The 25070-nt window shown below is 52.8% G+C and carries 22 protein-coding genes and 1 riboswitch; of the genes, 4 read left to right on the top strand and 18 right to left on the bottom strand.

The features are described from left to right. Positions 1–112 precede the first annotated feature (112 nt). The 5 genes from FHS30_RS02715 to FHS30_RS02695 are packed head-to-tail and all read right to left on the bottom strand — an operon-like array spanning position 113 to position 6919. Positions 113–1345 carry a Zn-dependent hydrolase gene (locus FHS30_RS02715; RefSeq protein WP_183908053.1) on the bottom strand — a complete coding sequence of 411 codons (1233 nt, stop codon included), beginning with the start codon at positions 1343–1345 and terminating at the stop codon, positions 113–115. 4 nt (positions 1346–1349) lie between these two features. Further along, positions 1350–2789, bottom strand: coding sequence for a dihydropyrimidinase (gene hydA / locus FHS30_RS02710; RefSeq protein ID WP_183908051.1), 1440 nt, complete (start codon positions 2787–2789; stop codon positions 1350–1352). A gap of 19 nt (positions 2790–2808) precedes the next feature. Further along, positions 2809–4260, bottom strand: a complete 1452-nt coding sequence (locus FHS30_RS02705; RefSeq protein WP_183908049.1) for an NCS1 family nucleobase:cation symporter-1 — start codon at positions 4258–4260, stop codon at positions 2809–2811. A 31-nt stretch (positions 4261–4291) separates the two neighbouring features. After that, positions 4292–5569 (bottom strand): NAD-dependent dihydropyrimidine dehydrogenase subunit PreA, encoded by a 1278-nt coding sequence (gene preA, locus FHS30_RS02700; RefSeq protein WP_183908047.1) that lies wholly within the window; start codon positions 5567–5569, stop codon positions 4292–4294. Between the two features lie 3 nt (positions 5570–5572). Then, on the bottom strand, positions 5573–6919 hold the full coding sequence (locus tag FHS30_RS02695; RefSeq protein WP_183908045.1) for an NAD(P)-dependent oxidoreductase: 1347 nt from the start codon (positions 6917–6919) through the stop codon (positions 5573–5575). A 435-nt stretch (positions 6920–7354) separates the two neighbouring features. Next, positions 7355–7457: riboswitch (TPP riboswitch) on the top strand. 73 nt (positions 7458–7530) lie between these two features. Between FHS30_RS02695 and FHS30_RS02690 the strand changes: the two genes are divergently transcribed. The 4 genes from FHS30_RS02690 (at position 7531) to FHS30_RS02675 (ending at position 11541) form a co-directional block, all read left to right on the top strand. Then, complete coding sequence (locus tag FHS30_RS02690; RefSeq protein ID WP_183908043.1) at positions 7531–9687, top strand: TonB-dependent receptor; 2157 nt, start codon at positions 7531–7533, stop codon at positions 9685–9687. Between the two features lie 64 nt (positions 9688–9751). Then, entirely contained in the window at positions 9752–10012 is a 261-nt protein-coding gene (locus FHS30_RS02685; RefSeq protein WP_183908041.1) for a hypothetical protein, read from the top strand. A gap of 3 nt (positions 10013–10015) precedes the next feature. Beyond that, positions 10016–10642 (top strand): nicotinamide riboside transporter PnuC, encoded by a 627-nt coding sequence (gene pnuC / locus FHS30_RS02680; RefSeq protein ID WP_183908039.1) that lies wholly within the window; start codon positions 10016–10018, stop codon positions 10640–10642. A gap of 5 nt (positions 10643–10647) precedes the next feature. Next, positions 10648–11541 carry a phosphotransferase gene (locus FHS30_RS02675; RefSeq protein WP_183908037.1) on the top strand — a complete coding sequence of 298 codons (894 nt, stop codon included), beginning with the start codon at positions 10648–10650 and terminating at the stop codon, positions 11539–11541. On the opposite strand, the gene FHS30_RS02670 is transcribed toward FHS30_RS02675, so the two are convergent. The 13 genes from FHS30_RS02670 to FHS30_RS02610 form a co-directional block, all read right to left on the bottom strand. Continuing rightward, positions 11538–11960 (bottom strand): hypothetical protein, encoded by a 423-nt coding sequence (locus tag FHS30_RS02670; RefSeq protein ID WP_183908035.1) that lies wholly within the window; start codon positions 11958–11960, stop codon positions 11538–11540. The two genes, FHS30_RS02675 and FHS30_RS02670, sit on opposite strands and share 4 nt — an antisense overlap. A gap of 197 nt (positions 11961–12157) precedes the next feature. Then, positions 12158–12535, bottom strand: a complete 378-nt coding sequence (locus FHS30_RS02665) for a SpoIIAA family protein (protein ID WP_183908033.1) — start codon at positions 12533–12535, stop codon at positions 12158–12160. Next, a complete protein-coding gene (locus FHS30_RS02660) occupies positions 12532–12990 on the bottom strand; it encodes a YaiI/YqxD family protein (RefSeq protein WP_183908031.1) in 459 nt (152 codons plus the stop codon). The genes FHS30_RS02665 and FHS30_RS02660 overlap by 4 nt, the downstream gene beginning before the upstream one ends. Before the next feature lie 3 nt (positions 12991–12993). Next, positions 12994–13470 carry a hypothetical protein gene (locus FHS30_RS02655; RefSeq protein WP_183908029.1) on the bottom strand — a complete coding sequence of 159 codons (477 nt, stop codon included), beginning with the start codon at positions 13468–13470 and terminating at the stop codon, positions 12994–12996. A 29-nt stretch (positions 13471–13499) separates the two neighbouring features. Continuing rightward, complete coding sequence (locus FHS30_RS02650; protein ID WP_183908027.1) at positions 13500–14444, bottom strand: pyridoxal-phosphate dependent enzyme; 945 nt, start codon at positions 14442–14444, stop codon at positions 13500–13502. Positions 14445–14492: 48 nt separating this feature from the next. Next, positions 14493–14846, bottom strand: coding sequence for a DUF1428 domain-containing protein (locus FHS30_RS02645; protein ID WP_183908026.1), 354 nt, complete (start codon positions 14844–14846; stop codon positions 14493–14495). 47 nt (positions 14847–14893) lie between these two features. Next, on the bottom strand, positions 14894–15544 hold the full coding sequence (locus FHS30_RS02640) for a DUF6962 family protein (RefSeq protein WP_183908024.1): 651 nt from the start codon (positions 15542–15544) through the stop codon (positions 14894–14896). Continuing rightward, positions 15537–16337 carry a transporter substrate-binding domain-containing protein gene (locus FHS30_RS02635; RefSeq protein ID WP_183908022.1) on the bottom strand — a complete coding sequence of 267 codons (801 nt, stop codon included), beginning with the start codon at positions 16335–16337 and terminating at the stop codon, positions 15537–15539. The genes FHS30_RS02640 and FHS30_RS02635 overlap by 8 nt, the downstream gene beginning before the upstream one ends. A gap of 396 nt (positions 16338–16733) precedes the next feature. Continuing rightward, a complete protein-coding gene (locus FHS30_RS02630) occupies positions 16734–18227 on the bottom strand; it encodes a tryptophan 7-halogenase (RefSeq protein ID WP_183908020.1) in 1494 nt (497 codons plus the stop codon). 29 nt (positions 18228–18256) lie between these two features. Further along, entirely contained in the window at positions 18257–19273 is a 1017-nt protein-coding gene (locus tag FHS30_RS02625) for a cupin-like domain-containing protein (RefSeq protein WP_183908018.1), read from the bottom strand. A gap of 3 nt (positions 19274–19276) precedes the next feature. After that, positions 19277–20008: a SapC family protein gene (locus tag FHS30_RS02620; RefSeq protein WP_183908016.1), complete on the bottom strand. Its 732-nt coding sequence runs from the start codon at positions 20006–20008 to the stop codon at positions 19277–19279. Between the two features lie 18 nt (positions 20009–20026). Next, positions 20027–21592, bottom strand: coding sequence for a tryptophan halogenase family protein (locus tag FHS30_RS02615; protein WP_183908014.1), 1566 nt, complete (start codon positions 21590–21592; stop codon positions 20027–20029). Between the two features lie 113 nt (positions 21593–21705). Beyond that, a complete protein-coding gene (locus FHS30_RS02610; RefSeq protein WP_183908012.1) occupies positions 21706–24675 on the bottom strand; it encodes a TonB-dependent receptor in 2970 nt (989 codons plus the stop codon). Positions 24676–25070 lie beyond the last annotated feature (395 nt).

The following is a 25070-nucleotide window of genomic DNA, read 5'->3' as shown; positions in this document are numbered from 1 at the left end:
AAAAAAACCTAAGCAACTAAGCAACTAAGCAAGAGCGCTATTTTCTGTTGCTGCCATGCCAGTGAGCGTTGAATTTGACGCTAGGCAGCAGGTGCCGCCTAGCGCATCGCCGTTATTGCATCGATTCAGATGCTTCCAACATCGCATGCAACAATACATTGCACCCCGCTTCACACTGCTCAGAGGTGGTGCTTTCGATTTCGTTGTGGCTAATGCCGTCTTTACAGGGTGTGAACACCATGCCAGAGGGCACAAGATCTGCCATATAGCAGGCATCGTGGCCGGCGCCTGCGTAGATATCCATGTGGCTATAGCCCAGCTTCTCAGCGGCAATTTTTACATTATCAGAAGCGCTGAATTTGACCGGCGCGAAATACCAAAAGGGATCGACCTCCACAGTGACGCCGCGCGACTTTTCAATATTCGCACAAAATGCCTTCAAGCGCGCATCCATTTCTTCTAACACTTTTGGATCAGGATTGCGCAGGTCGCCACTGAATTTAACGGTGCCGGGAATTGTATTGCGGGAATTTGGATAGACATCCATGAAGCCCACTGTGCCCACGCCGTTGGCATAGGCCAAGGCAATCGTTTCAATTTCAGTGACAATAAGCGCTGCTGCGCTCATGGCATCGGCGCGCAAATGCATGGGCGTGGTACCTGCGTGAGATTCGCGCCCGGTAACAACGATGTTGTACCAGCGGATACCCTGCCCTAAGCGCACCACACCGATTTCTTTGTCTTCGTCTTCCAGTATAGGGCCCTGCTCAATGTGCGTTTCAAAAAACGCGCCGATATTGCGTGAGCCCGGTTCGGCATCGCCGAGGTAGCCAATTTTTTTCAGCTCGTCGCGCAGCACCAGCCCGTTGATATCGGTCTTATTCAGCTCCGCTTCCAGATCAAAACGGCCCACATAAACTCCCGAACCCTGCATGGCGGGAGAAAATCGCGAACCCTCTTCGTTTGTCCATACCGCGAATTCGAACGGCGCATTGGTTTCGATATTGTTTTCATGCAGCGTGCGCAAGACCTCAACGCCGGCTAACACGCCGAACACACCATCAAACTTTCCACCCGTTGGTTGAGTGTCCAGATGGCTGCCCGTTGCGACCGCCGGTAGATCGGGATTTTTACCTTCGCGGCGCGCAAAGATGTTACCCATTTTATCGACGGTAATAGAACAACCCGCAGCGCGACACCAAGACACAAATAAATCGCGGGCTTGGCCATCTAGCGCAGTAGCGGCTAGGCGGTTACAGCCGCCCTTTTCTGTGGCGCCAATTTTAGCCATCTCCATCAGGCTATCCCAAAGGCGTTGCTTGTTTATTCTTAAATCCGAGTACATTCGATCACCTCTTAACAGCGGTTGGCTTGGTGGCTTGGGTGTGTTTGCCCATGGCCTGCACATAGTTGGGGAAACAAGGGCGTTCAATGTAATTGCCGGCGCCCTTTACCGCGCGCAATTCGCCCTTGCTGTACACTAAATTTCCGTTACTGATAGTGGCAATGTTGATGCCGGTGACTTTCATGCCTTCAAAGATATTGAAATCAATATTTTGATGGTGGGTATCTTTGCTAATGGTGCGCGTTGCGGTTGGGTCCCACACCACTAAATCGGCATCGGCGCCCACTTGCACACAACCTTTGCGCGGATAGATATTAAAAATCTTGGCGGCGTTGGTGGATGTCACCGCAACAAATTCATTGGGTGTTAAGCGGCCGGTATTGACACCCTGATCCCACAGCACGTGCATGCGGTCTTCAACGCCTGCGGTACCGTTGGGAATTTTGGTGAAATCATCGCGGCCCATGGATTTTTGCGGCTCGCAAAAGCAGCAGTGATCGGTGGCCGTGGTTTGCAACATGCCCGACTGCAAGCCCTGCCACAATTTTTCTTGATGACCTTTCGGGCGAAAGGGAGGGCTCATAACATGTGCCGCCGCCGTGGCCCAGTCGGAATTGCGGTACACCGAATCGTCAATTACCAAGTGCCCTGCCAGCACCTCGCCAAATACGCGCTGGCCCGTTTGGCGCGCGCGGGTAATGGCACTGAGCGCTTCGTCGCACGAGGTGTGCACCAGATAGAGCGGTACATCCATGACGTTGGCAATTTGTATGGCGCGATTGGCCGCTTCGCCTTCTACGATGGGTGGTCGGGACATTGGATGCCCTTCAGGGCCGGTGATACCCTGTGCCAGCACTTCTTGTTGCAGCTGAAACACCAGCTCGCCGTTTTCCGCATGCACGGTGCAGATAGCACCCAATTCACGCGCGCGCCGAAACGAATTCACCAAAATTTCATCGTCGGCCATGATGGCGCCTTTGTACGCCATAAAATGTTTAAAACTGTTGATGCCATATTCTTCAGCGAGGGTTTTCATAGCCTCGCGCACGCTGTCGTCCCACCAGGTAATCGCCACGTGAAAACTGTAATCGGCGGCAGACTTTTCCGCCCACTCGCGCCATTGGTGAAAGGCTTCCAAAATATCTTGCTGGGGGCTGGGGATCACGAAATCGATAATCATGGTGGTGCCACCGGCCAAGCCCGCCGCCGTGCCGGTGTAGAAATCTTCAGATGCAACAGTGCCCATGAACGGCAGTTGCATGTGAGTGTGCGGGTCGATGCCGCCGGGCATTACCATGCAGCCACCGGCATCGACAATTTCAGCACCCGACGGTGCCGATAGATTTTCACCAATGGCCACAATTTTCCCGTTTTCGCACAGCACATCGCCGCGAAAGCTTTGATCGGCATTGACAATGGTGCCGCCCCGGATCAGTAATCTCATACTGTCACCCCTTAATACATTATTTTTTAGCGATAATTAGATAGATCACGGCGGCCACAAACAGCCCCACAAACCACGCGTAGTTATAGATACTTAAAAACAGATCGGGTACACCCGTGACAAAACCCGCCACCTGCAAAAAGCCCGGCAGATTCGGCAAGATGCCAATAATCAAGGCAATAATGCCGGCCCTATTCCAACCGCCATTGGCACTGTATTGGCCCTCATTGTTGAACAGGTCCGCCACGTCCAATTCGCACTTGCGCAAAATGAAATAGTCGGCAATCAAAATACCGGCGATGGGGCCGAGCAGCGCTGAGTAGCCGATCAACCAGGTAAAAATGTAGCCGCCGGTTGATTCCATCACCTTCCACGGAAACATCGCAATTCCGATGCCCGCGGTGATGTAGCCGCCCATGCGGAAGGAAATTTTGCGCGGGTTCAAGCTAGAAAAGCCGTAGGCAGGTGCCACCACATTGGCCGCTAAGTTGGTAGTTAATGTGGCCACGCTCAAGGCTGCCAACGCGAAGATCACGCCCCAACCGCCCATGCGACCCGCCAGCTTTACCGGGTCCCAAATGGCTTCGCCATAAATCACAACCGTCGCAGAAGTGACCGCCACACTGATAAATGCAAACAGTGCCATGGGCAGTGGCAAGCCCACCAGCTGGCCAATTGCCTGATCGCGCTGGCTGCGGGCAAAGCGGGTAAAGTCTGGAATGTTGAGCGCCATGGTGGCCCAAAAACCCACCATCGCCGTGAGGCCGCCAAAGAAGGTTGCAAAAAATTGCCCCTCTTTTTTCCCGCCCTCAATAAATTGCGAGGGTGTCGATAACATTTCACCAAAGCCACCGGCAGTCACATAGGCCCAAGCCAACAAAGCCAAACCGGTCAATAACAATAACGGTGCCGCCAGTGTTTCAAGCCAACGAATGGATTCAGTGCCGGCGCGAATAAAATATAAATGCAACGCCCAAAAGGCGAGGAAGCAAAGTGTTTGCGCAAGATCAATGCCCAGGAAGGGCAACGCTGCACCCTGAAAGGCGTTGTCTGAGATGGCATTGATGATGATGTAAATGGCCGAGCCACCCACCCAGGTATTGATGCCAAACCAACCGCAGGCCACCAATCCACGCGCCACCGCCGGTAACTTTGCGCCCTGCGTGCCGAAGGACGAGCGCAACAACACCGGAAAGGGAATGCCGTGCTTAGCGCCGGCATGGCCGATAAGCATCATCGGCACCACCACAATTAAATTACCTAAAAAGACGGTGAGCACCGCCTGCCACCAGTTAAATCCTTCGGCCACCAAACCGGCAGCCAGCATATAGGTGGGTACGCACACCACCATGGCCACCCACAGAGCGGCAAAGGACTTCCAATCCCAGGTGCGCTGGTCGCTGCGCGTTGGCGCTAGGTCCTCGTTCCAAAGTTCATTTTCGTGCTGGTTACTGCTTTGAAAATCGGTCATACGAGAACCCTTTTATTATTAGTGGTGCGCCCTATGAATTCTTGACGCCCATGGTATTGGCAGGATGCTCCGGCCAAGTTAACGGTGGCAATCCATTATCCACGGGGCGCATGTCAATACAGTCTGGTACAGGACAAACATGGGCGCAAAGATTACAGCCCACACAGTCGTCGTTCTTTACCGTAAATTCCCGTCGACCATTGCCCAACTCGGTAATGCTAATGGCCTGATGCGAGGTGTCTTCGCAGGCGATGTAACAGCGCCCGCACTCGATACAGTCGTCCTTTTTAATAAAGGCCTTGGTATCGAAATTCATGTTGAGCTGGTTCCAATCCACGGTGTTGGGCACGGCCAAGCCCCGAAAATCTTCGATGGAACGATAACCCTTTTGTTTCATAAATTGCAGCAGCCCCGCATTCATGTCTTCGACAATGCGAAAGCCGTACAACATGGCCGCGGTGCACACCTGCAATGCGGAGGCGCCGAGCGCAATGAATTCCGCCGCGTCGCGCCAAGTTTCAATGCCGCCGATGGCGGAAATCTCTAAACCCCGAGTTTCTTGCGCGCGCGCAATTTCCGCCACCATGTTCAACGCAATGGGTTTTACCGCCGCGCCACAATAGCCGCCATGGGTTCCCTTACCATCCACAATCGGCGTGGGCGCCATGGCGTCGAGATCGACGGAAATGACGGAGTTGACGGTGTTAATCAGCGATACCGCGTGGGCGCCGCCGCGCAATGCGGCTTCTGCCGGCACTAGAATATTGGTGATGTTGGGTGTGAGTTTCGTGAACACGGGAATGTCCACCACCTCGCGCACCCAGCGCGTGGTTTGCTCCACCAGATCGGGCACCTGACCAATGGCCGAGCCCATGCCGCGCTCGCACATGCCGTGTGGGCACCCCAAATTTAACTCGATGCCGTGCACGCCGGAGTTGGCTATTTTAATGGCAAGTTCTTTCCAGGCCCGCTCGTCGATGGGTGCCATCATGGAGCCGATAATGACGCGGTCTGGCCAATTTTTTCGGACCTGCTCGATTTCGCGCAAGTTCACTTCCAGCGGGCGGTCGGAAATTAACTCGATATTGTTGATGCCGATGATGCCGTTCTTGCGGTCTTTGTGAACGCCATAGCGGCTAGACACATTCACCACGGGCGGGTTTTCACCCAGCGTTTTCCACACCACACCGCCCCAACCGGCGGCAAAGGCGCGCTCTACGTTGGTTTGCTTATCGGTGGGAGGCGCCGAGGCCAGCCAAAACGGATTGATGCTATTAATACCCGCGATAGTGCAACGTAAATCAGTCATAAGTTAGCCCTTTTTATTACGCAGGAATTGATCAATGGCTATCGCCGCTTGCTTGCCATCTTCCACCGCTTGCACGGTTAAATCATCGCCGGATTTAACGCAGTCGCCGCCGGCGAATACACCCGGCATGGAGGTCATTCCCGTTGCATCGACGGCGATTTTTCCGCCGTCAATGGTGAGGTTTTCAAGCCCGCTTTTATTCATGCTTTGACCAATGGCCAGCAACACATGATCGGCTGGCAATGTAAATGACTCACCGGTGGGCTGATAGGTGCCGCCGGCATCGCTCATAGTGTTAAAGGTCATCTGCTCAGCGCGAGCACTGCCTTCGATGGCCACCGGGGCGGCCCACAGGCGAATGACCACACCGTTAGTGCGCGCCAATTCAATTTCCCAAGCAGTGGCCGACATATTGGCCTCGCCCCGGCGATAAACTAAAGTGACGCTGTTTCCGCCTAGGCGCTTAGCTTGAATGGCGGCGTCAATGGCCGTGTTGCCACCGCCAATGACCACAACATTATTGCCAACGGCAACGCTGGATTTTTTTTCGGCTTGACGCAGGCTCGCGATAAAATCAATGGCGTTTTCAACACCCTGTAAATCGCAGCCAGGTAAAGGCAATGGGTTGGCCTTGGTAAATCCTACGCCCAGAAATACAGCGTCAAAATTATCGGTGAGATCAGATAGCGCTAGATTGCCGCCCAACTGCTGACCATGGCGCACGCTAATGCCGCCAATGCCCATTAAGAACTCCACTTCGCGCTGGGCAAAATCATCCACCATTTTATAGGCCGCTAAGCCGTATTCATTTAAACCGCCCGATTTTGGTTTGGCCTCAAAGATGGTGACGTCGTGGCCCAACATGGACGCACGGTGGGCACAGGCCAAGCCGGCGGGGCCGGCGCCCAACACCGCAATTGTGCGACCGCTGCTTTGCGCGCGCTGAAAGGGGTGTGCGCCCTGCTGGTCCATTAAATGGTCTACGGCAAAGCGCTGCAACGAACCGATTTGCACCGGTGGTTCGTCATTTAAATTCCTGACGCAGGCCTGCTCGCACAAAATTTCTGTGGGGCAAGCGCGGGCGCAGGTGCCGCCCAAAATATTTTCCGACAAAATGGTTTCGGCCGCGCCGTTGACGTTGCCGGTTTTGATTTGGTGAATAAAGGTGGGGATATCAATGGACGTTGGGCAAGCTGTCACGCAGGGTGCGTTGTAGCAATAAATGCAGCTGTCGGCTGCGCCCATGGCTTGAGCAGCGCTCAGAGGCCTGTGCAGGTCTTCGAAATTGCAGTCAATTTCTGCTGCGCTCAGTGTCCGACCATTCTTGGGGTAGACGGGCTTTTCGACCATGGTGCCGTTTCCTTATGAGCTAAATGGAACGCGCTACGTTGTATTTTTTATTTGAATTATGAACACAGGGTTTACCTCTGACAGGCTTGATCGCGAGTCATCCGTTCGCGCACGCCCAAGGGTTTTACACTGTGTGATGCTCGAAACTATCAAATCCTGACCATTAGGACAACAAATTTTTATGCATCCATCTAGGCCTCTGTAGCGCCGAATTTAGCGATCATTTCTCACTCGGCCCAACTCCCACCTTGATCATCCACGGCCTCCTATTCAACAGCCCGCACCAAGCACCGCGCGCCCAACGCCCAAACTCGAAAGTGACATGCTGCCTTAAACCCTTGTTTTCTATGGAAATTGCGGGATCTTCGCGGACCTGTTTCCGCTCTGATAAGCCACTATTAGTCCACACCAATGTCCGCTAAAAGTGGTACAATCGCGCCCGCCAAGGGGTGTCTGGGTTACCAGACTGAGATGTCAGCGACGAACCCTGGAACCTGATCCGGCTAGTACCGGCGTAGGAATGGGCACAAAAGCGGTGGTCACCGCATAATAATTTTCCCGCACACCACGTCTTTGCCGGATCTCAATTTTACTGCTTGAATTGAGGTCCTATGAAACTGTATCCACACATCACTTCCCGCTGCGTTTTGGCTGCCTGTATCGCTTTGGCCGGCCTAAACGCCCATGCCAATACACTTGAGGAAGTGACTGTTACCGCCGATTTTCGCGATTTGGCCATCGACCAGTTGCCCAGCAGCATTACGGTGATTGATCAACAAACCCTGCAAGATGAAAGCGCGCGCCACTTTGAAGATGTGCTCAATAGCATTGCCAACTTTAATTGGTCGGGCGCCACTAGCCGGCCGCGCTATTTTCAAATTCGGGGCGTGGGCGAACAGGAAGATTACCAAGGCGCGCCCAACAGTTCTGTGGGCTTCATGGTAGACGACATCGATTTATCGGGCCTTGGCATGGCGGCGAGTACATTTGATGTGCAGCAAGTAGAAGTGTTGCGCGGTCCGCAGGGCACCCGCTTTGGCGCCAATGCCATGGCAGGCATGATCTACTTAAAAACCAATGACCCCAGCCAAGATTTTGAATTCAACGGCCAGGCGACACTGGGTGAAGATAATCAGCAGGGCATGGGCCTAGCCGTGTCTGGCCCCATGAGCGACACCCTTAGCTATCGCGTTGCCGTAGAAAGTCAGCAGCAAGACGGCTACCGCGACAATGGATTTTTAGGGCGCACCGACACCAACGGCCGCGATGAATTGACGACCCGTGCAAAATTGCGCTGGGCTCCCAGCGCACTCTGGCAAATCGATGTGAATTACCTCTATGCGAACCTCGACAACGGCTACGATGCGTGGACGCTAGACAACAACGGTTTTGATACGCTCACTGATCAACCCGGCGTGGACAATCAAGAAACGCAAGCGGGCAGCTTGAAAATTCAGTGGTTTGGCGAACAGGTCAGCGTGACCGCCATCACCGCAGGTACAGATACCGACCACCGCCACGCCTATGATGGCGACTGGGCCAATCCCAATTATTGGGCCAGTAAATCCTGCACCGACTACTATGACGAAAACAATAACGGTGACTTTGCCGATCAGATTCCCTGCGTATACGACTACACATGGGACAAGCAAGCCAGCCGCCAAACCCTGAGCCAAGAGTTTCGCTTCGCCTCTACCGAGCGCAGCCGACTATTTAACAACTCCACCAACTGGTTGTTGGGTATCTACCGCCATCAATTGGAAGAAGACAACGACCTCTACTCCGAATACAACACCTGGCCCGACGAAGTATTGCAATCGCACTACGAGGCCACCAATACCGCCGTATTTGCGCAAACCGATACTGAGCTTTCCGCCAGTTTATCCCTCTCAGTTGGCGTGCGGTCCGAATCGCGTGTAGCAGATTATCGCGATTCCAATGGCGATGCGTTTTCACCCTCTGAATCTATGTGGGGCGGCCATATCGCATTGACGCAATCATTTAACGACGATCACACGGGCTATGCTCGGCTGGCACGGGGCTACAAGGCCGGCGGTTTCAACATGACACTGCCCGCAGAACTTGCCACAAAAAAGGAATTTGAGACCGAAACCCTGTGGAACTATGAGTTGGGGCTGAAATCGCAGTGGCTCGCAGGCCGTGCCAGCACCAGTGCCACCGTGTTTTACATGACCCGCGAAGACCAACAAATCGCCGCCTCGCAACAAGATCCTGACGACCCGCAACGCTTTGTCTTGTTCACTGAAAATGCCGGCACATCGGACAACTACGGCGTTGAGCTGGAAGGCCAATGGGCCGCCAATGCCTGGCTGGAAGTGTACGGCAGCATCGGCTATTTACAGGCGCAATATGGCAGCTACAGCTATCAGGACAAATACGGTAGCACCGTCGATTTGTCGGGCCGCGACCTCGCTCACGCACCGCGCTATACCTACAGCGCAGGGGTTACCGTGCGCCCCGCCAACGGCTGGTTTGCCAACCTGAATGCCAATGGCAAAAGCGATTTCTACTATTCTGACAGCAACGCTTCGCAGTCCAGCACATTTACCCTGCTGAACGCTAAATTTGGCTACGAGGCCGACCAGTGGGCTCTGTACGCCTGGGGGCGCAACCTCACCGATGCGCATTATGGTGTGCGCGGGTTTTATTTTGGCAACGAGCCCGATCAAGATTGGGCGGAAAAACAGTACATTCGCTTTGGTGATCCACGCCAACTGGGTGTAACCTTCAACCTCAAGTTCCAATAGCCTCTGAACTGCCCATAATAACGAGACACATTGCCCCGCCAAGGCGGGGCCTGCCGGAGCCGCCATGAAACTCACCGCTGAAATTTCCATGTACCCCTTTCGCGAAGGCTACATTGAACCCATTAAATGGTTTATCGAGCGGCTCGATCACTACCCCAACATCGACCGCGTGACCAATGCCATGGCCACCCAAGTAACCGGTGACTTCCAAGAGGTGATGGCAATGCTTTCTCGAGAAATGCAGGCCAGCTTTGATAAATGGGGCAAGGCAGTATTTGTGTGCAAATTTATCGGCGGGTCACTCGACCTGTCACACCGCCAATAACTTATGGACGCTTTCATCGAGTTTTTAACGGCAGCATTTGAGCAATTGACCAGCCTTGGGCTGGCGGAATTTATTGCCGTGCTGTTGGCAATTGCCTATATCGTACTCGCGATACGTGAAAGCCTCTGGTGTTGGCCGTCAGCTTTTTTCAGCACCGCCATCTACACCTGGCTGTTTTGGGAAGTATCGCTACTGATGGAATCTGTACTGAACGCCTTTTATATGCTTATGGCGGTCTACGGTTTTTGGCACTGGAAATCAAACAGCGATGCTGAACACGATACTAAACCCGTGGTTAGTTGGCCGCTGAGAGCCCACCTTTGGATCATTGCGTTGTGCACGCTGGCGTCGCTAATGGTGGGCTACTTCATGGCCAATTACACCCCCGCTCACTTCCCGTGGCTCGACGCCGCCACCACCGTATTTGCCATTGTCACCACCTGGTTAGTTGCCCAGAAAGTACTTGAAAACTGGCTTTATTGGCTGGTGATTAATGCGGCGTCCATCTACTTGTATTTGCATAAAGGGCTGATGCTAACCTCAGCGCTATTTTTACTCTATATCATTTTGTCGGTGGTGGGCTATCTGCGCTGGCAGGATACGATGCCGCTTGAGAATCAACGCACCTAAATCCCATGCTTGCTAAATTACTGACAACCGACCAGACCGACTCACTTGCCAACGCTGGCTTCAAAAACATTGAAGTTGTAGAAAAGCTGTGTGCCGGCACCAGCAATCAAAATTTTCGCGTGCGCGCACGTGGCGAAGAATGGGTGTTGCGCATAAACAACCCGCTCACCGAAGCCCTCTGTCCACGAGCCAATGAAGTGGCCTGTTGGCGACAGGCCGCAGATGCAGGGTTAGCGCCGCCACTGGCGTTTGTGTCCGAAGACTATCAACTGTATGTGAGCCATTTCGTCGCGCAAGCGCACCCTTGGGATACAAGTTTTCACGTTCAAGGAACCGCTGTAACGCTACTGGATAGGCTGCTTAAGGCGCTGGCACAACTGCCGTTACCCAAACACCAGGTCACCACCGCGGACCAGTGGGCCCACTATCAGGTAGTCATTCGCAATCGCTACGCAAAACTCGATGCATCGCTGCGCGACGTGGCCGATGACATCTTGGCAGAAGACAGTTGGATGCAAGCCAGTATTGCGCGGTTAGCCCGCACGCAAACGCAGCGCTATTGCCATCGGGATCTCAACCCCACTAACCTGTTGTTGCGCGACGGAAAACTGCTTTGTATCGACTTTGAATATGCCTGCGCCAGTGACCCACGATTTGATCTGGCCGCGCTGCTCGCCTGCCACAAACTCACAAGCACCCAGACGCGACAACTTCAACGTTTGCATTTGACGGGCAGCCCCCAGCAACAAGCACTGGACTTCGCCGATGCCACCTATTGCTACTGGGTCTTTACCGCCGCATGGGGCGTGGTGATGTGCAGCGACGGGAAAGCGGCGGTCAGTTGGTTGCGCGAAGCACTGGGGCATTTACACCACCACAAAGCGCGACTCCCGCTCTAACTCGCGCGCAGCTCAGCGCGCGCGGGCAACGTCAAAAGCTGATCCTGATCGCGCAATAAATACAATGCAACGCACGCCGCCCACATGGGCCATGCCGCAAAAAACAACAAATGCGCCCCTTCAAAGGGATCAAGATATTGTCGAAACGACGAGAATGTCGACACTGAATGAAACAACAACACTAGGCCGTAACTGAAGCGCTTATAGAGCCCAAGTATAAACAGTGCCAATAACCCCATTTCGGCTACCGCCAGACCATAAATAATCGTGGACTCTACACCGGGAATAAAATAAAAGTGCTCGAAGATTCGGGTGGCGTGGCCCGGATTCACAAATTTATCCAAGGTCCACATAAACATGACCAGAAACACTGACCATCGCATCAAGAATAACGAAAGGGGAAGGGGTTTATCAGTCATCGCGTTGTCCACCGGCTAATGCATTTACGAAAAGGATCAGAGTCTTTGAGGCGGCATTTGTTACAACCAATGGCTCAGTGATACTGGTACTGATACTTAATGCCGTTACTTGATGCTGATACTATTGAAGATTATTTCAGTTTTGAGTAAGTCCACTAGGTTAGACACCCAGCGCCCCCACAGGAAGTTGGCTGTGGCTATTGAGCTTTTAACCAGATCAAAGCGGCGCTTCGCTCCGTAAAAAATGCCACCTCACCCGATACAAACCAACGCGCCACTGCCGCTGTGAGCGACTGCCAACCGTCAACCCCTAGGATTGCAATCTTTCGAAAATGGCGCCCGTGCGCGAGCGCTAACTGCACGTCATCCCATGCTGCGCGCAACTCCCAGCCTTCAAATTCCGTGATATCCATTAGCACGTCAACGGATTCTTCAGGCACGTTTGACAGCGCCGCATCCAACAGCGGGGTGATCACTTCATAGTCTTCGTGGGTGAGCTTGCCATATGCGCGCAATTTAATATGCAAGTTATCTGCGCCACGCTCCATGCCTACACTGAAACCATGGGTGCTCATTTTCGACTCCTTAACAATTTAGCAAGTAGACGATCTAGCTGGTCGGCAAAATTTTTGCGATCGCTGTGATTCAACGGTGGAGGGCCACCTGTGTGTACGCCACTGGAACGCAGCGTTTCCATAAAATCGCGCATATTCAAGCGCGCCTTAATATTGGCCTTAGTATAGAGCTCACCGCGCGGATTGATGGCGTGGGCACCCAAGGTCAACACCTCATCGGCCAAGGGAATGTCTTGCGTCACCACCAGATCACCCGGCTGCAAGCGCTGTACGATTTCATTGTCGGCCACATCAAAGCCCGCAGAGACCTGCACGCTATTAATATATTTTGAAGGCGGCACTTTAATAAATTGATTAGCCACTAAGGTAGTGGCAATTTGCTTTCGCTCTGCCGCGCGAAAAATGATCTCTTTAACGACCACTGGACACGCATCGGCGTCTACCCAAATGTGCATAAATCAACCCAAAGGCGATGACTGAAAACCGAAAACAACCACTGGATACCATGCCAGCAGTGCCCACACAGAAGATCCTGTCACTAGAAACAGTATGGCTGAATAGCACGCATTTACGCAGAAAATTTTTGGCTCACTGACGCTGTGGTTAGCAATAGCTTTCAGTGACTCCGAGCACAACCCTCGAAAATCTAACCAGCGCTGATAAACTGAAAAATAAAGCGACTTGGCATAATAAAACAAAAAACTCATTGCCAGCTCAATGCCAATGAGATCAGCTAGAAATACAATCTCGATTGCAAACGGTGCAATGCAAAGCAACAGCAACCAGAGCAGTAATATACGTCGCTTTTTGGGCTCCAAAATATAACTGCTCGCAACCGCAGAGGCGCGTTGAAATGTTTTCCCTATTGGCACTGTGAATTCCTTTGCATTTTGGCGCCCGATTGAAGCGCCTCTACCCAAAATATGGGTCTTCATCGCATATTTTCAAGGTGTGAGCACTGCGATCAAAACGGCAGCTGCGCCAAATCCACATTGCCGCCCGATAAAATAATTCCCACTCGCTTACCTGCAAAGCGGTCGGGATTGGCCATGACCGCAGCCAGCGGCACGGCAGATGAGGGCTCCACCACCAGCTTTAGGCGCGTCCACAATAGCGCCATGGCCGCCACGATATCCGCTTCAGATACGGTGAGCATGTTGTCAACGTGCGCGCGCATAATGGCAAAATTGAGTTCGCCTAATGTTGTGCGCAGTCCATCGGCGAGGGTATTGGGCGTTTGTTCTGTCACCCGTTGCCCCGAGCGAAATCCATCGGTGGCGTCACAGGCACCTAGAGGCTCTGCTCCGATTACCTGTACACCAGGCGCACAGCCCTTTACTGCGATGGCGGTACCCGCCAATAAACCACCGCCACCAACCGGCGTTAAAACGCAATCTAACGCAGGCGTAACTTGAGCCATCAACTCCAGTGCAGCGGTGCCCTGCCCCGCAATAATGTGCGGGTGGTCGTAGGGCGGAATAAAATGCGCGCCCGTTTCCGACACCAGCTGCGCCAGCGTCGCTTCGCGGGCAACCAATGTCGGCTCGCACTCAATAATGGTCGCGCCATAGGCCGCAACCGCAGCCTTTTTTACCGCCGGCGCCGTTGACGGCATAACCACATAGGCCTGGCGGCCATAAATGCGTGCCGCATAGGCCAAGGCGGCGCCGTGATTGCCCGAAGAATGGGTGGCCACTGCGCCACTACTGGACAGCTGGGCCACGGCGTTTAGCGCGCCGCGCGCTTTAAACGCGCCCACCTTTTGTAAATTTTCACATTTAAAAAACAGCTGGCAGCCCAGTGCCGAATTAATCAATTGACTGGTCTGCACTGGGGTTTGGTGAATATGCTCAGCTATGCGCGTTGCAGCCTGCTCAATGTCAAAAGCACTCGGCGAATGTTCATTCATGGCTATTCAGATACCGGACACATGGATTGTTAAAGCAAGCAAACACTATTAGCTCACTAGCACTTGCTGAAAGCCACCGAAGATCATGCGTTTGCCGTCGAAGGGCATTGGGTTGTCTTCAATATTCATGCGCGGGTCTGCCATAAGCTTGGGCATGGCTTCATCGCGAATTGCCTTTGATGGCCATTCAATCCATGAAAAAACCACGGTTTCATGGGGCTCGCACTTTACCGCCAAGGGAAAGGAAGTGAGCTTGCCCTCGGGCACATCATCGCCCCAGCACTCAACCAGTTTAATTGCACCATAGGCTTTAAACACCTCTACCATACTGCGCGCATGTGCCATGTACTCTGCTTGTTTATCGGTGGGCACGGCGACAACAAATGCATCAATGTAATTCATATGCTCGTCCTCTTTAAAATATTGTGTTACACAGCAAAGCCGCGCTATTAGCGCGCGTCGGAAAGTCTCAATCGTACGCCGCGCAGGAGCACCCAAAGCGCGCCCATTTGCACGAAGTGATAAACGCCATTGTGATCGAAAGGCCAAATGAAGGTAAATGACAGCGCTTGAGTGGCCTGAATTGCAGAGGCCGCTATGGTAATCGCTATCCCGGCCGCCAACCAATTGCAGCCTGGCGCGCCGCGCGCTGCACATAGCCAAAGATAGCCCAGTAGGGCCATTACCATCACGCACACTTGATAAATGATAAAGGGCAAAAATGAGCTGGGAAATAAAAGTGTGTAGGTGAAAAACCCACCGCCAAGCAACATCGCCAGCCCCTTTATTTGCCGCGCGCGATCGGGGCCAAACACGTCCCAAACACTGATCACTAAAAACGCGGTAATCAACAATGCCAGCGCCAAATAGATCACCGCCCACAAGGCTTGATATACCCGATCATCTAGCTGTAAACCGTGTACTAACGCGCCGAGCAGCGCCGCCAGACTCAGCAGGCCAAAAATCGACTGCCAGAGCCGCCAGTAAAACCTTTCACCCTGCTTGGGCACGGCGCGGCAGCACCAAAATGCGATTAACGACAGTATTAAATCAGTGGCGGCTGTGGTCAATTCAGTGGGGCTATCAACAAATTCAATCATGAGAATTACTAGATTTAGTTAGGGGTTGCATCCAATCAATCAGCTCGTACTTTGCCATGATCTCCGCTAGCTCGCCACGGGCGCGCAATGCGGCGACCCCGTTCGACAAGAGTTCTGCATAGCGCCGCCCCTGCGGGTCAGGGGTAAACGCAATGTACAGATTGGTAAGGGCGGTGGGCCCGGGAATATCACCCAGTAATTCAAAGTCGGTAAATTCTAGGCTAGACGCCGTGTAGCGAAACACCGAATGATCTTCAACGATGACGTCAATGCGGCGACTTTGTAACATCCGAATCAATCGCGTCAGCGGCCTATCCCCTGACACTGTGTGCACGGGCACATTAGGGATGGCCATGTAGTTATCTAGCGTCGGTCCATATTCGTAATCTTGGATGGCGCCTATACGAACAGTACGCAAGCTTGATAGCCCTTGATAACGCCAGTTCTCCCCTTTCCGACCCACGAAAACATTGTGCATTTGCCCTTGGGCGTGATCTGGAAAAACGAGATGGCGGGTGTCGGGATCATCGAGGGTCGCACCCACTAAACCCTGGGCGAGCCCTTCGCTGACGCTGGCCTTGGCACGTGACCAGGGCAAATTGACATACTGCACTTCAATGCCGTGTTCACTGAATACACGCTGGGCTAATTCAATCATATAGCCGGGTCGCTCTCGATGATTGGCCTGACAATTGTATGGGCACCAAACATCGGCAGCCAGCACCAGCCGCTCAGCGGCAAAACAGCTGACAGTGCACTGCAAGCAAAGCAATAATCCGAGAATCCAGCGCACCCCGTCCCCTTTAAAGGCTCTACTCAACACGATTGCCGGGCATCGTTGATCTACTCACGCCCAGACGTCGACCCAACGAGAATACACATCTACACAACAACACACACCCAAAACAGGCATATCGGTTGATACCGATGCGCAGCGACATTGCCATGGCGAGATTGAGTTTAGCGTATAGCCGTCGATAAGCGTGGGTGCGGTGTCACATTGCGTGATTCGGTCACTGCGTTGGGGCGCGATCTTGAGCGAACGGTAAGCAATGCTGAGCAAGGCAAACTGCCCCGCAATAGGGTGCCATTAATCCACTTTGCCAGCGTCGCTGAGCGCACATGGCGCTGCATAGGTTGCACGCGCTTTTAGTGCACCACTTTAAGTGCACTAAATGCCACGGGGGCGTTAATCGCGCGCCATGGTTGGCGCAAAATGTCGGATGAAATCTGCGTGACTTGGCAGCTGAGCCACGGTGCGATCCACCTGACTGCGGATACCAACCAAAAAGTCTTTCAGCTCTGCATCGCTCATCATATTGACGATGGGGTGATATTGCTCCGGCATAAGTCCCTGACCGAGCATCACTTGTATCCATGAATTTTCTCCAAACAATTCCGTGGGCACTTTGAATACCCGACCCGTTTGCTTGAACAACTCAATGCGGTGCGTGAGTGACTCTGGCACCTCCATGTTGCGGCAATGCCGCCAAAATTCGGTATCGGATCGGTCGGTCACATGGTAGTGCAGAATAATAAAATCGCGAATATTATCTGATTCAAATTTCATCTGCGCATTGAATTCTTCCACGTCGGGCTGGCGAATACCGTCGTAGGGGAACATTTGCATCAAGCGTACGATAGCGCGCTGAATCAAATGGATACTGGTGGATTCCAGCGGCTCGATAAAACCGCTGGAAAGTCCCATAGCCACACAGTTTTTATGCCAGTGCTTGCGACGTTGACCAGTTTTGAACTTAATGACGCGCGGATCATTTAGCGGTTTACCTTCAATATTTTTTGTCAGGCAATCGATGGCTTGATCATCACTCCAAAATTTGCTGGAGAATACGAGCCCGTTGCCCACGCGCTCTTGCAAGGGAATGCGCCATTGCCAGCCCGCACCATGGGCTATGGAACGGGTATAGGGGATGGGCTCGCCAAGCGATTCGGTTTGCACGGCAATAGCGCCATCGCAGGGCAGCCAGTGACTCCAATCGTCGTAACCCACATGCAGAGCTTGCTCGATGAGCAGCCCGCGAAAGCCGGTGCAATCAATAAACAGGTCGCCGTCAATCACTTGGCCGCTTTCTAGCAGTAGCGATTCGATGTAGCCGTCGTCCGCATTCAAATTGACCCGCTTGATTTTACCCTCTTGGCGTTGCGCGCCGTGCTCTTCCGCCATTTTTCGTAAAAACTTCGCGTATAGCCCCGCATCGATATGGTACGCATAGTTGAGGCCCTCGCGGCTGAGCACCGCAAATTTATTGGCCTTGGCCGCCGCCCATTCTGGGCAGTACTTGCCAAACTCTTCGCTAATGCCAAGGTCCAAACCTTTTTTCCAAAAGTGCTGAAAGCCCGCGGCCCAACAATCTTTGCCGGTCCAGCCGAAGGAGTGAATGTAGTCTTGATTCACGTCGCGCCAATTTTCGAAGGAAATCCCTAACTTAAACGTGCCTTGCACCGCCGCTAAAAATTCTTTCTCGTTAATTTTCAACAGCTGGTGCAAAGTAATTAATGTTGGGATAGTGGCTTCGCCCACACCGACCGTGGGGATGTCATCGGACTCAATCAACGTGATATCCAGCGTCTTGCCCAGCAACTTGGCCAACGATGCCGCCGCCATCCAGCCCGCGGTGCCGCCACCGGCAATAACGACCTTCTTGATTTTTCGATTATTCACTGCAACCTCCGAGCGCTAATCTCAGCTTATTATTTCAATTTATTGATTAAATCGCTGCGCATCCACGCCGCCATTTCTTTGGAAATGTTTGACAATACGCCCCGCCCTGCTTCAGGGATGTGATCGAGCGACTGCTGATCCGAATTAAACACATAGTGATCAAATAGCTGCGCCCAGATCGCCTTCTGATGCGCGGGCAAATCACGCAGCGCCAACATCGCATGCATCAATGCCGCCGATGGCGCACCCAAATAATCGGGACTGCTAGTCCACCAATAATTCACCAGAATATTAAAGTTCGACAACGACTCCACATGGTGCCACCACATACTGGGAATAAAAACCGCATCGCCCGGCTCTAGCTCGGCAGCCTGCGCGTGCTTCATAGCTTCCGCAAAGCGCGGAAAGTGCGTCAAATCGGGAGCGGAAAAATCCACTAAACTAATGGCCTGTCCTGCCGGGGTTCGATCGACCGGACCAATATAGAGATTGCTTAGCTGATCCGGAGGGAACAGCGTAAACCTGCGCCGCCCAGCTACCACACACGCAATATTGTCTGGAAAATCATAGTGCGCGGAAATTCGGCTCTTATTGCCAATCCACATACTCATCAACGGCTGCAAGTCACCAAGGGCAAGATCATTGTCGGCTCTAAATCCGGGTAGAAATTTATCCACCATCGTCGAACCCACGTAAATAACTGGGGGCTCAGCATCACTGCTATGCTCAGAAAGTTTTTGCAACACCTGATGTAGTGGTGCAGTGCCGCGGCGAAAGTTAAAGCCAGTGCAGTCTTCATTGTAAAATAGCCGGGTTTCAGAACCTGGCTCAGACACATAGGCCGTCACGGGTAGTTGCGTCCAGAATTTGGCCAAATAGGTTGCCGCACTGCTGATCGATTCGCTGCACAAGGCAGTGGCCGGCCAAGTCTTCACCAGGCCTTTCAGCACGAGGGGCTCGCGCGATTGCAACACGTGATCGGGAATGGCGCTTGCGCTGCAGCCTTCCACTGCGCGAATCGCCTTGGGCGCAGGCAATTCGGTCATAGCTTAAACCAGCCCTTCCAGTGCGTTCTTTTTACTCACCAGCGTCGCTATGTTGTTCATTGACGCCAACATCATAAAAATTGGCATTAGAAATCCTTGCTGACTAAAAGACTCCAGTACATTGCCGGGTAGCGCCTGCAATTTTTCTTCGTTAATGAAATAAAACCCCAGCAATTGATTTTTTGAGCCGTCGTTAAGTGTCACATCGATGGTTAGCGACTCAATAAGATCGTACTCCTCCAATGCTGCGATGAATTTTTTCCCATGCTCATGGCCATCGTGAATCGCCTCCAACAGATTAGCCGCGTTTTCCAGATAGGGGGTGTTCGCGCCAAACTCATCGAACAATGACTCGCCTTCGCTTCGGCTGATGCGGGGATTGTCCATGTCGATCGATACAACGCGCTGTCGCTCGCCACTGTCGGGTGCTTGCTCGCCTTGAAAGCCTATAAGGAATGGCTGGCGACGAATCATCATCGGCTTATAGGCGGCGTGCCACCCCTGCTCATCTAGAAATAAATTTTCATTATCTTGAAAGCCAAACAAGGCCACCGGATAGGTAAGGTTTTTGCTTAAGTCTTTGTGCAATAAAATGGGGTACTCGCCTTGTACCGAGCGAAACTCGAAGGGAAACGTCATGGCATACATGACGGCGTCACCGTAGGCCGGAGAGAAATCCGTTTTCACCTTGACGTCTTTGTGTTCAACGTTATTCAACAATGCAAAATTCGACATAGTAAAACCTTATTGTTTTTAGCGCGGCATGCCTGTCGCGATGATGTGATTGATTAATTCTCTGTTTGTTGGCAATGCGGTGAGCATACTCCCCACGCGCTGGCGATTATCTTGGACGATGCGGTTGGCGCGCGCTATGGATTGCGCAAAACGCCGCGTGCTGTAATTCATGTTAGCCGGCTGAAATCCCATGCCGTACAGCACGTACTGATAACTGGCTGAGGGAAACAACTCATCAATGCGTGGCGCATCGTCGTGCCATGGCGACTGCTGGTGCCATAGTGCAAGTCGCGCGCGCAGAGATTCTGAACAATATTCTATGCTGCGGCTATCGCGCCAATATTGACTGTCATCGCGCTCACTCAGCAGGTAGTGCAATTTTAAAAAATCCACAATGGCGCGCCAGTGATAAGCCATTTTTTCATTAAAGCGCTGGGCTACCACATCCATCACCGCGCGATTGGCCGGTAGCTGATCGGCCAAGAGTGCGGCGCCCTGCTCTACCATCGCCAGCGCCGAGGCTTCCAAGGGCTCGATGAATCCACCCGCCATTCCGATGGCCACACAGTTGTTCACCCACAGCTGCTGATAGTGCCCTGGCGAAAAGCGCAGCGCACGAAAATCCGACTCAGACAAGCCCGCTTCAGGTGCCGCGTTGCGCAAGTAATTCGCCAAGCTCGAGCGCGCTTTGTCTTCATCGGCATGAGCGCTGGAATACACGTAGCCGACACCTCGCCGACTCTGCAATGCGATGTCCCACACCCAGCCATCTGGCAGCGCGGTTGACACAGTGGTAGAGGCAATTGGCGCATCCTGCGACGGATAGGGCACCTGCACGGCCAAGGCGCGATCGTTAAACAGTGTATTTTTCAGAGACGTAAATGGCGTTTCAAAGTGCTTGCCGATCAGCAGCGACTGGGCGCCACTGCAATCGATAAATAAATCCCCCGCGAGATGCTGATCATTGTCTAATCGGAGCGCGGCAACATCGCCGTTCGACGCGGATTCGATGTCTACAACATGCGCCTGGATGTGTTTAACCCCCAAAGTTTCGACCACGTGTTTGCGCAACAGGTCGGCAAAGCGGGTGGCATCTAAGTGATAGCCGTAGTTGAGGTTAAACGCATATTCGGGCGTTGCCGCTTGTTTCGGCGCCAATCCTTGGGCCGCTACGGCGGCCTGGGGTGTGACGAATTCAGCGAAGCTGGGCGCAGCGTCACTGGCTTGCGCCTTGTGCCGCAACCAATGGCTCGCAAGATTCAGCGATGCGTACTCCAGTGGCAAACTAAAGGGATGGGTATACTGCTGCGGCCCATTGCCGCCCTGCCAATCCACAAAGCGCGTGCCTTGCTTAAAAGAAGCATCACATTCGCGAATAAATGTTGTTTCGGATATTCCAATGCGCTGCAAGGTCATGCGCATGGAGGGCCACGTGCCCTCGCCCACGCCAATGGCGGGAATGTCGGGCGACTCCACCAGTGCAATGGTGACCGCGCTGCCCTGTTCCGATGCGATTAGGCCAGCGGTCAGCCAACCGGCCGAACCCCCACCCACAATCACGATATTCTTAATTTGGCCTGACATTATCTTTATCAACCACTGCCAATCTGAACCAACAATGTACCCTATATAAACACAAAAGGGAGAACCACCCAGCGGTGATTCTCCCTATCACTAGCTACTGCGTTTTAACGCGATTAAAACTTGTAGCGAGCACCAATGGCGAAACGTGGACCAATCTGAGCCGCAAACAGTGTTTGCATCTTGTCGCGACCATAGACATGAGTCGTCTCGTCGGTGACATTCAGTGCCTCAACGAACACCGTGGCGTTCTCGTTGATTTCATAGCTGGCGTTCATGTCCCATTGACCATAAGCAGCGACATACGTTGGACCTACACCGACATTAGCCTGTCCAGTTCCCGCTAGGAAATCATCGCGCCAGTTGTAGGCAATACGCACCTGAATGCCATCTTTGTCGTAGTAACCGATCAGGTTAGCGGAGTCGCTTAGGCCAGTAACAACAAATTGAGATTCCAAGCTGAAGTCATCGTAACCTACATCGGCATCCACCAAGGTGGCATTGGCAATAACACCAAATCCAGATTCACCAAACGCGTGCTGAACGTTGAGCTCCCAACCATCGACAACGGCTTTTTCCAAGTTAGCGGGTACCGACAGGGTGAAATCGGTGAAGCCGTCACGGCCGGCCACACCAACGATATTACCGCCAGCCACATCGACACCTTCAGCGTTGGGGTAGTTATCTACGATGTACTGGAAAATTTCACCGGGCTGCGTGTTACCTGCGGCGATCGCTTCTGCGTACATTGGGCTGTTGGCGGGGCTGGGTAAACTAAACACCTGTTCAGTCACCGAGTCAGTACCAATAAAGTTCTTCACATTTTTGTGGAAATAGCCCACCGAGGCATAGCTGCCCTCTGCGTAATACCACTCGACCGACAAATCGGTATTTTCGGACTCTAGTGGATCCAATGCTGGATTGCCACGTGAACCCGTGCCGCCATCTGAACGCAGTGGGTTATTGATCGTCACGCCACCTTGAATGTCTGCATAGTTTGGACGACCAATGGTCTTGCTCCAAGAGGCGCGAGTTACGATGTCCTCTGTGACAGACAGGCTGAAATCGATATTGGGCAACAACATGCCGTAGTCACCAGTTAGCGTAGTGAACTCCGACTCCGCACCCGCAACTGCGGTAAGTTCGTTGCCGCCACCCCACGTTACGTAGCTGTAAGATGGCACCAGTGCAGATGACGTAACGTCGGTTTGCTCATGACGCAAGCCCACATTAATACGCGCTGGCATATCGGCAATTTCAGTAGCCATATTCAGCTGAACGTAAGCCGCCTGAGATTCTTCTGTGGTGCGACGATCAGAGGTAAATGTTGTAGATGCGCACAGTGGCGTACCGCAATCACCCAAACCGTTCATTGGCCCATAGCTGCCATCGCCGGCCGCAACCAACTCATTGAAGCGATTGATGACCTGCACCATATCAAAGCCGTAAAAATCGGTTTGCGCCAGATTGCCGCCACCGCTTACTGAGTCGAACTCACCGGCAATTGACAAGGGTTGCATTAAGTCAGCAATAGCGCCAACTGCCGTGTTGGTATTGCTCCATGCATCGCGCTGAACAACGGCGCCAGCAGAACGATTATTCACTTCGGTAAATTCGATACCAAAATCAATACTCTCCAACAGACTGTTATCGACAAACTCAAAGTTGCCAGAAAACTTTGACTGTTGAATATCCATTTTTGAGACGTTGTGGGTAAACACACTGCCTGTTATCTGCATGTCATCGGGCGACAATGGATTAGCGAGACCCAATTCCAAAATAGGCAAGTCAGAATCGAAGTAGCCTGTGGTTTTATCGCGCGTGAAAGCGGCAATGGAAAGTAGCGCGCTGTCGCCATAGGGGCTGTTAGGTGACGATTCTGCCGTCGAATCATGGTGATCGAAGGCCAGCGTCAAGCTCTCGGTGGCATTCCATTCGACGTTAAAGCCCACAGAGTTGTTCTCGGTACGGGTGGCGTCTTTACCGGCGCCCATTGAGAAGTCACTGCCGCCTAGATTTTCGGTATACACCAAGGGCGACGCGATAGGACCGTCGGTCCACACGGTTTCCTGCGCGCCAAAGTTAAACCACGCAGACATGTTGTTGTAGGTGCGTTCAACTTCCACTTCGCTGTAGGTGTAATCCAAAGTGGCGCGCACGGAATCAACGGGCTGCCACTGCACGGTCAATTGGCCGTTGGTGCGCACGCGGTTGTATTCTGCCAGCTCGTAGCCAATAGTTTGCGGCACGGAATAAATGTCACCGGCACCAGGGCGGTTAACTTGGTTTGGATCGCCTTCGGGTGGAATACCACCCCATTCAGAGGGGTTGGCGGTACACCAGCAGTTGTCCACTTCACCGGGGAAAGTACGCCAGCCACCAACGCTGGCCGTGGCTGCGCCACTGTCGCGCTCCTGGCGGCTCGCACTCAACGCAATACCCACGGTATCGTCTGCAAACGTATTAGAAAATAAGCCGGAAATTTCTGGGGTCAGCGCATCGCCGTCGCGCGTAGAGGTATCATGAACACCTTTAACGCCCACAGTGGCAACCATGCCAGGCGATTCCAGCGGACGGGTAGTTTTAATATTGATAGTTGAACCGATGCCACCGGTGGGCATATTGGCTTTGCCACTCTTGAAAACTTCAACACCGGCAACGCCCTCGGCGGCCAAGTTGGCGAAGTCAAAAGAACGACTGGTGCCACTGGCCGTTGGCAGTTGGCGACCGTTTAAGGTCACCAAGTTGTAATCGGGGCCAAAGCCACGCACAGTCACTTTGCTACCTTCACCGCGCGAGCGATCAATGGACACACCGGTGATGCGCTGGAGCGATTCAGCCAAGTTGGTATCGGGCATTTTGCCGATATCTTCCGCGGAAATGGCATCCACCACACCCTGCGCATCGCGCTTGATATCCATGGAGCGCTGCAAGCTGCCGCGAATACCGGTAACGACGATTTCTTCTAGTTGATCCAGCCCTTCCTGATCATTGCTCTGACCGTGCGCTGGGGTCATGGCTACCGCGCCCAACACCATGGAGATGGTGGCCGCCAGTTGTGTCTTTTTAAAGCTCTTGTATTCCATATCTCTGACCCGAGTTATTTGATTATTGTCCAGCGAGTTATTTTCTTATTTGTTCACTTAGTCTAACCCATATGTAAGCGCTTACAATATTTTTCAAAAAAAACCTTCTGGGGTTTTAGAGAAATGTAAGCGCTTACAAAATTAAATGATTGGCGCCAGCCTGTCAAGCACTCAGCGCCGAAGCACAGCTCGGCGTTACCTTAATTCCCAAGCAGGTCTAAACCTTTGAATTAAAAGGCTTTTTATAGACAACCAATAGACAGCGAAATCACCGCGCGCCGCCATCGATAGACGGCCACTACAAGGCCTTCAGCCCAACAGCTATATGGAAATACAGAGTAATAACAAAATAATTTAAATACGCAGGAAGCCCAACGGCAGGGCGGTGGCCAGAT

The organism is Simiduia aestuariiviva (assembly GCF_014192475.1).
In the GTDB taxonomy this organism is placed as follows: Bacteria; Pseudomonadota; Gammaproteobacteria; order Pseudomonadales; family Cellvibrionaceae; genus Simiduia; species Simiduia aestuariiviva.
This window is presented reverse-complemented; position numbering and strand designations above follow the sequence as displayed.

Coding starts and splice junctions, on each gene's coding strand:
- FHS30_RS02625 (WP_183908018.1), bottom strand. CDS start 19,273: ATGACCGAATTGCCTGCGCCCAAGGCGATTCGCGCAGTGGAAGGCTGC.
- preA (WP_183908047.1), bottom strand. CDS start 5,569: ATGACTGATTTACGTTGCACTATCGCGGGTATTAATAGCATCAATCCG.
- FHS30_RS02675 (WP_183908037.1), top strand. CDS start 10,648: ATGCTTGCTAAATTACTGACAACCGACCAGACCGACTCACTTGCCAAC.
- hydA (WP_183908051.1), bottom strand. CDS start 2,789: ATGAGATTACTGATCCGGGGCGGCACCATTGTCAATGCCGATCAAAGC.
- FHS30_RS02665 (WP_183908033.1), bottom strand. CDS start 12,535: ATGAGCACCCATGGTTTCAGTGTAGGCATGGAGCGTGGCGCAGATAAC.
- FHS30_RS02690 (WP_183908043.1), top strand. CDS start 7,531: ATGAAACTGTATCCACACATCACTTCCCGCTGCGTTTTGGCTGCCTGT.
- FHS30_RS02715 (WP_183908053.1), bottom strand. CDS start 1,345: ATGTACTCGGATTTAAGAATAAACAAGCAACGCCTTTGGGATAGCCTG.
- FHS30_RS02615 (WP_183908014.1), bottom strand. CDS start 21,592: ATGTCAGGCCAAATTAAGAATATCGTGATTGTGGGTGGGGGTTCGGCC.
- FHS30_RS02660 (WP_183908031.1), bottom strand. CDS start 12,990: ATGCACATTTGGGTAGACGCCGATGCGTGTCCAGTGGTCGTTAAAGAG.
- FHS30_RS02705 (WP_183908049.1), bottom strand. CDS start 4,260: ATGACCGATTTTCAAAGCAGTAACCAGCACGAAAATGAACTTTGGAAC.
- FHS30_RS02650 (WP_183908027.1), bottom strand. CDS start 14,444: ATGAATGAACATTCGCCGAGTGCTTTTGACATTGAGCAGGCTGCAACG.
- FHS30_RS02620 (WP_183908016.1), bottom strand. CDS start 20,008: ATGTCGAATTTTGCATTGTTGAATAACGTTGAACACAAAGACGTCAAG.
- FHS30_RS02695 (WP_183908045.1), bottom strand. CDS start 6,919: ATGGTCGAAAAGCCCGTCTACCCCAAGAATGGTCGGACACTGAGCGCA.
- pnuC (WP_183908039.1), top strand. CDS start 10,016: ATGGACGCTTTCATCGAGTTTTTAACGGCAGCATTTGAGCAATTGACC.
- FHS30_RS02640 (WP_183908024.1), bottom strand. CDS start 15,544: ATGATTGAATTTGTTGATAGCCCCACTGAATTGACCACAGCCGCCACT.
- FHS30_RS02610 (WP_183908012.1), bottom strand. CDS start 24,675: ATGGAATACAAGAGCTTTAAAAAGACACAACTGGCGGCCACCATCTCC.
- FHS30_RS02670 (WP_183908035.1), bottom strand. CDS start 11,960: ATGACTGATAAACCCCTTCCCCTTTCGTTATTCTTGATGCGATGGTCA.
- FHS30_RS02685 (WP_183908041.1), top strand. CDS start 9,752: ATGAAACTCACCGCTGAAATTTCCATGTACCCCTTTCGCGAAGGCTAC.
- FHS30_RS02655 (WP_183908029.1), bottom strand. CDS start 13,470: ATGAAGACCCATATTTTGGGTAGAGGCGCTTCAATCGGGCGCCAAAAT.
- FHS30_RS02645 (WP_183908026.1), bottom strand. CDS start 14,846: ATGAATTACATTGATGCATTTGTTGTCGCCGTGCCCACCGATAAACAA.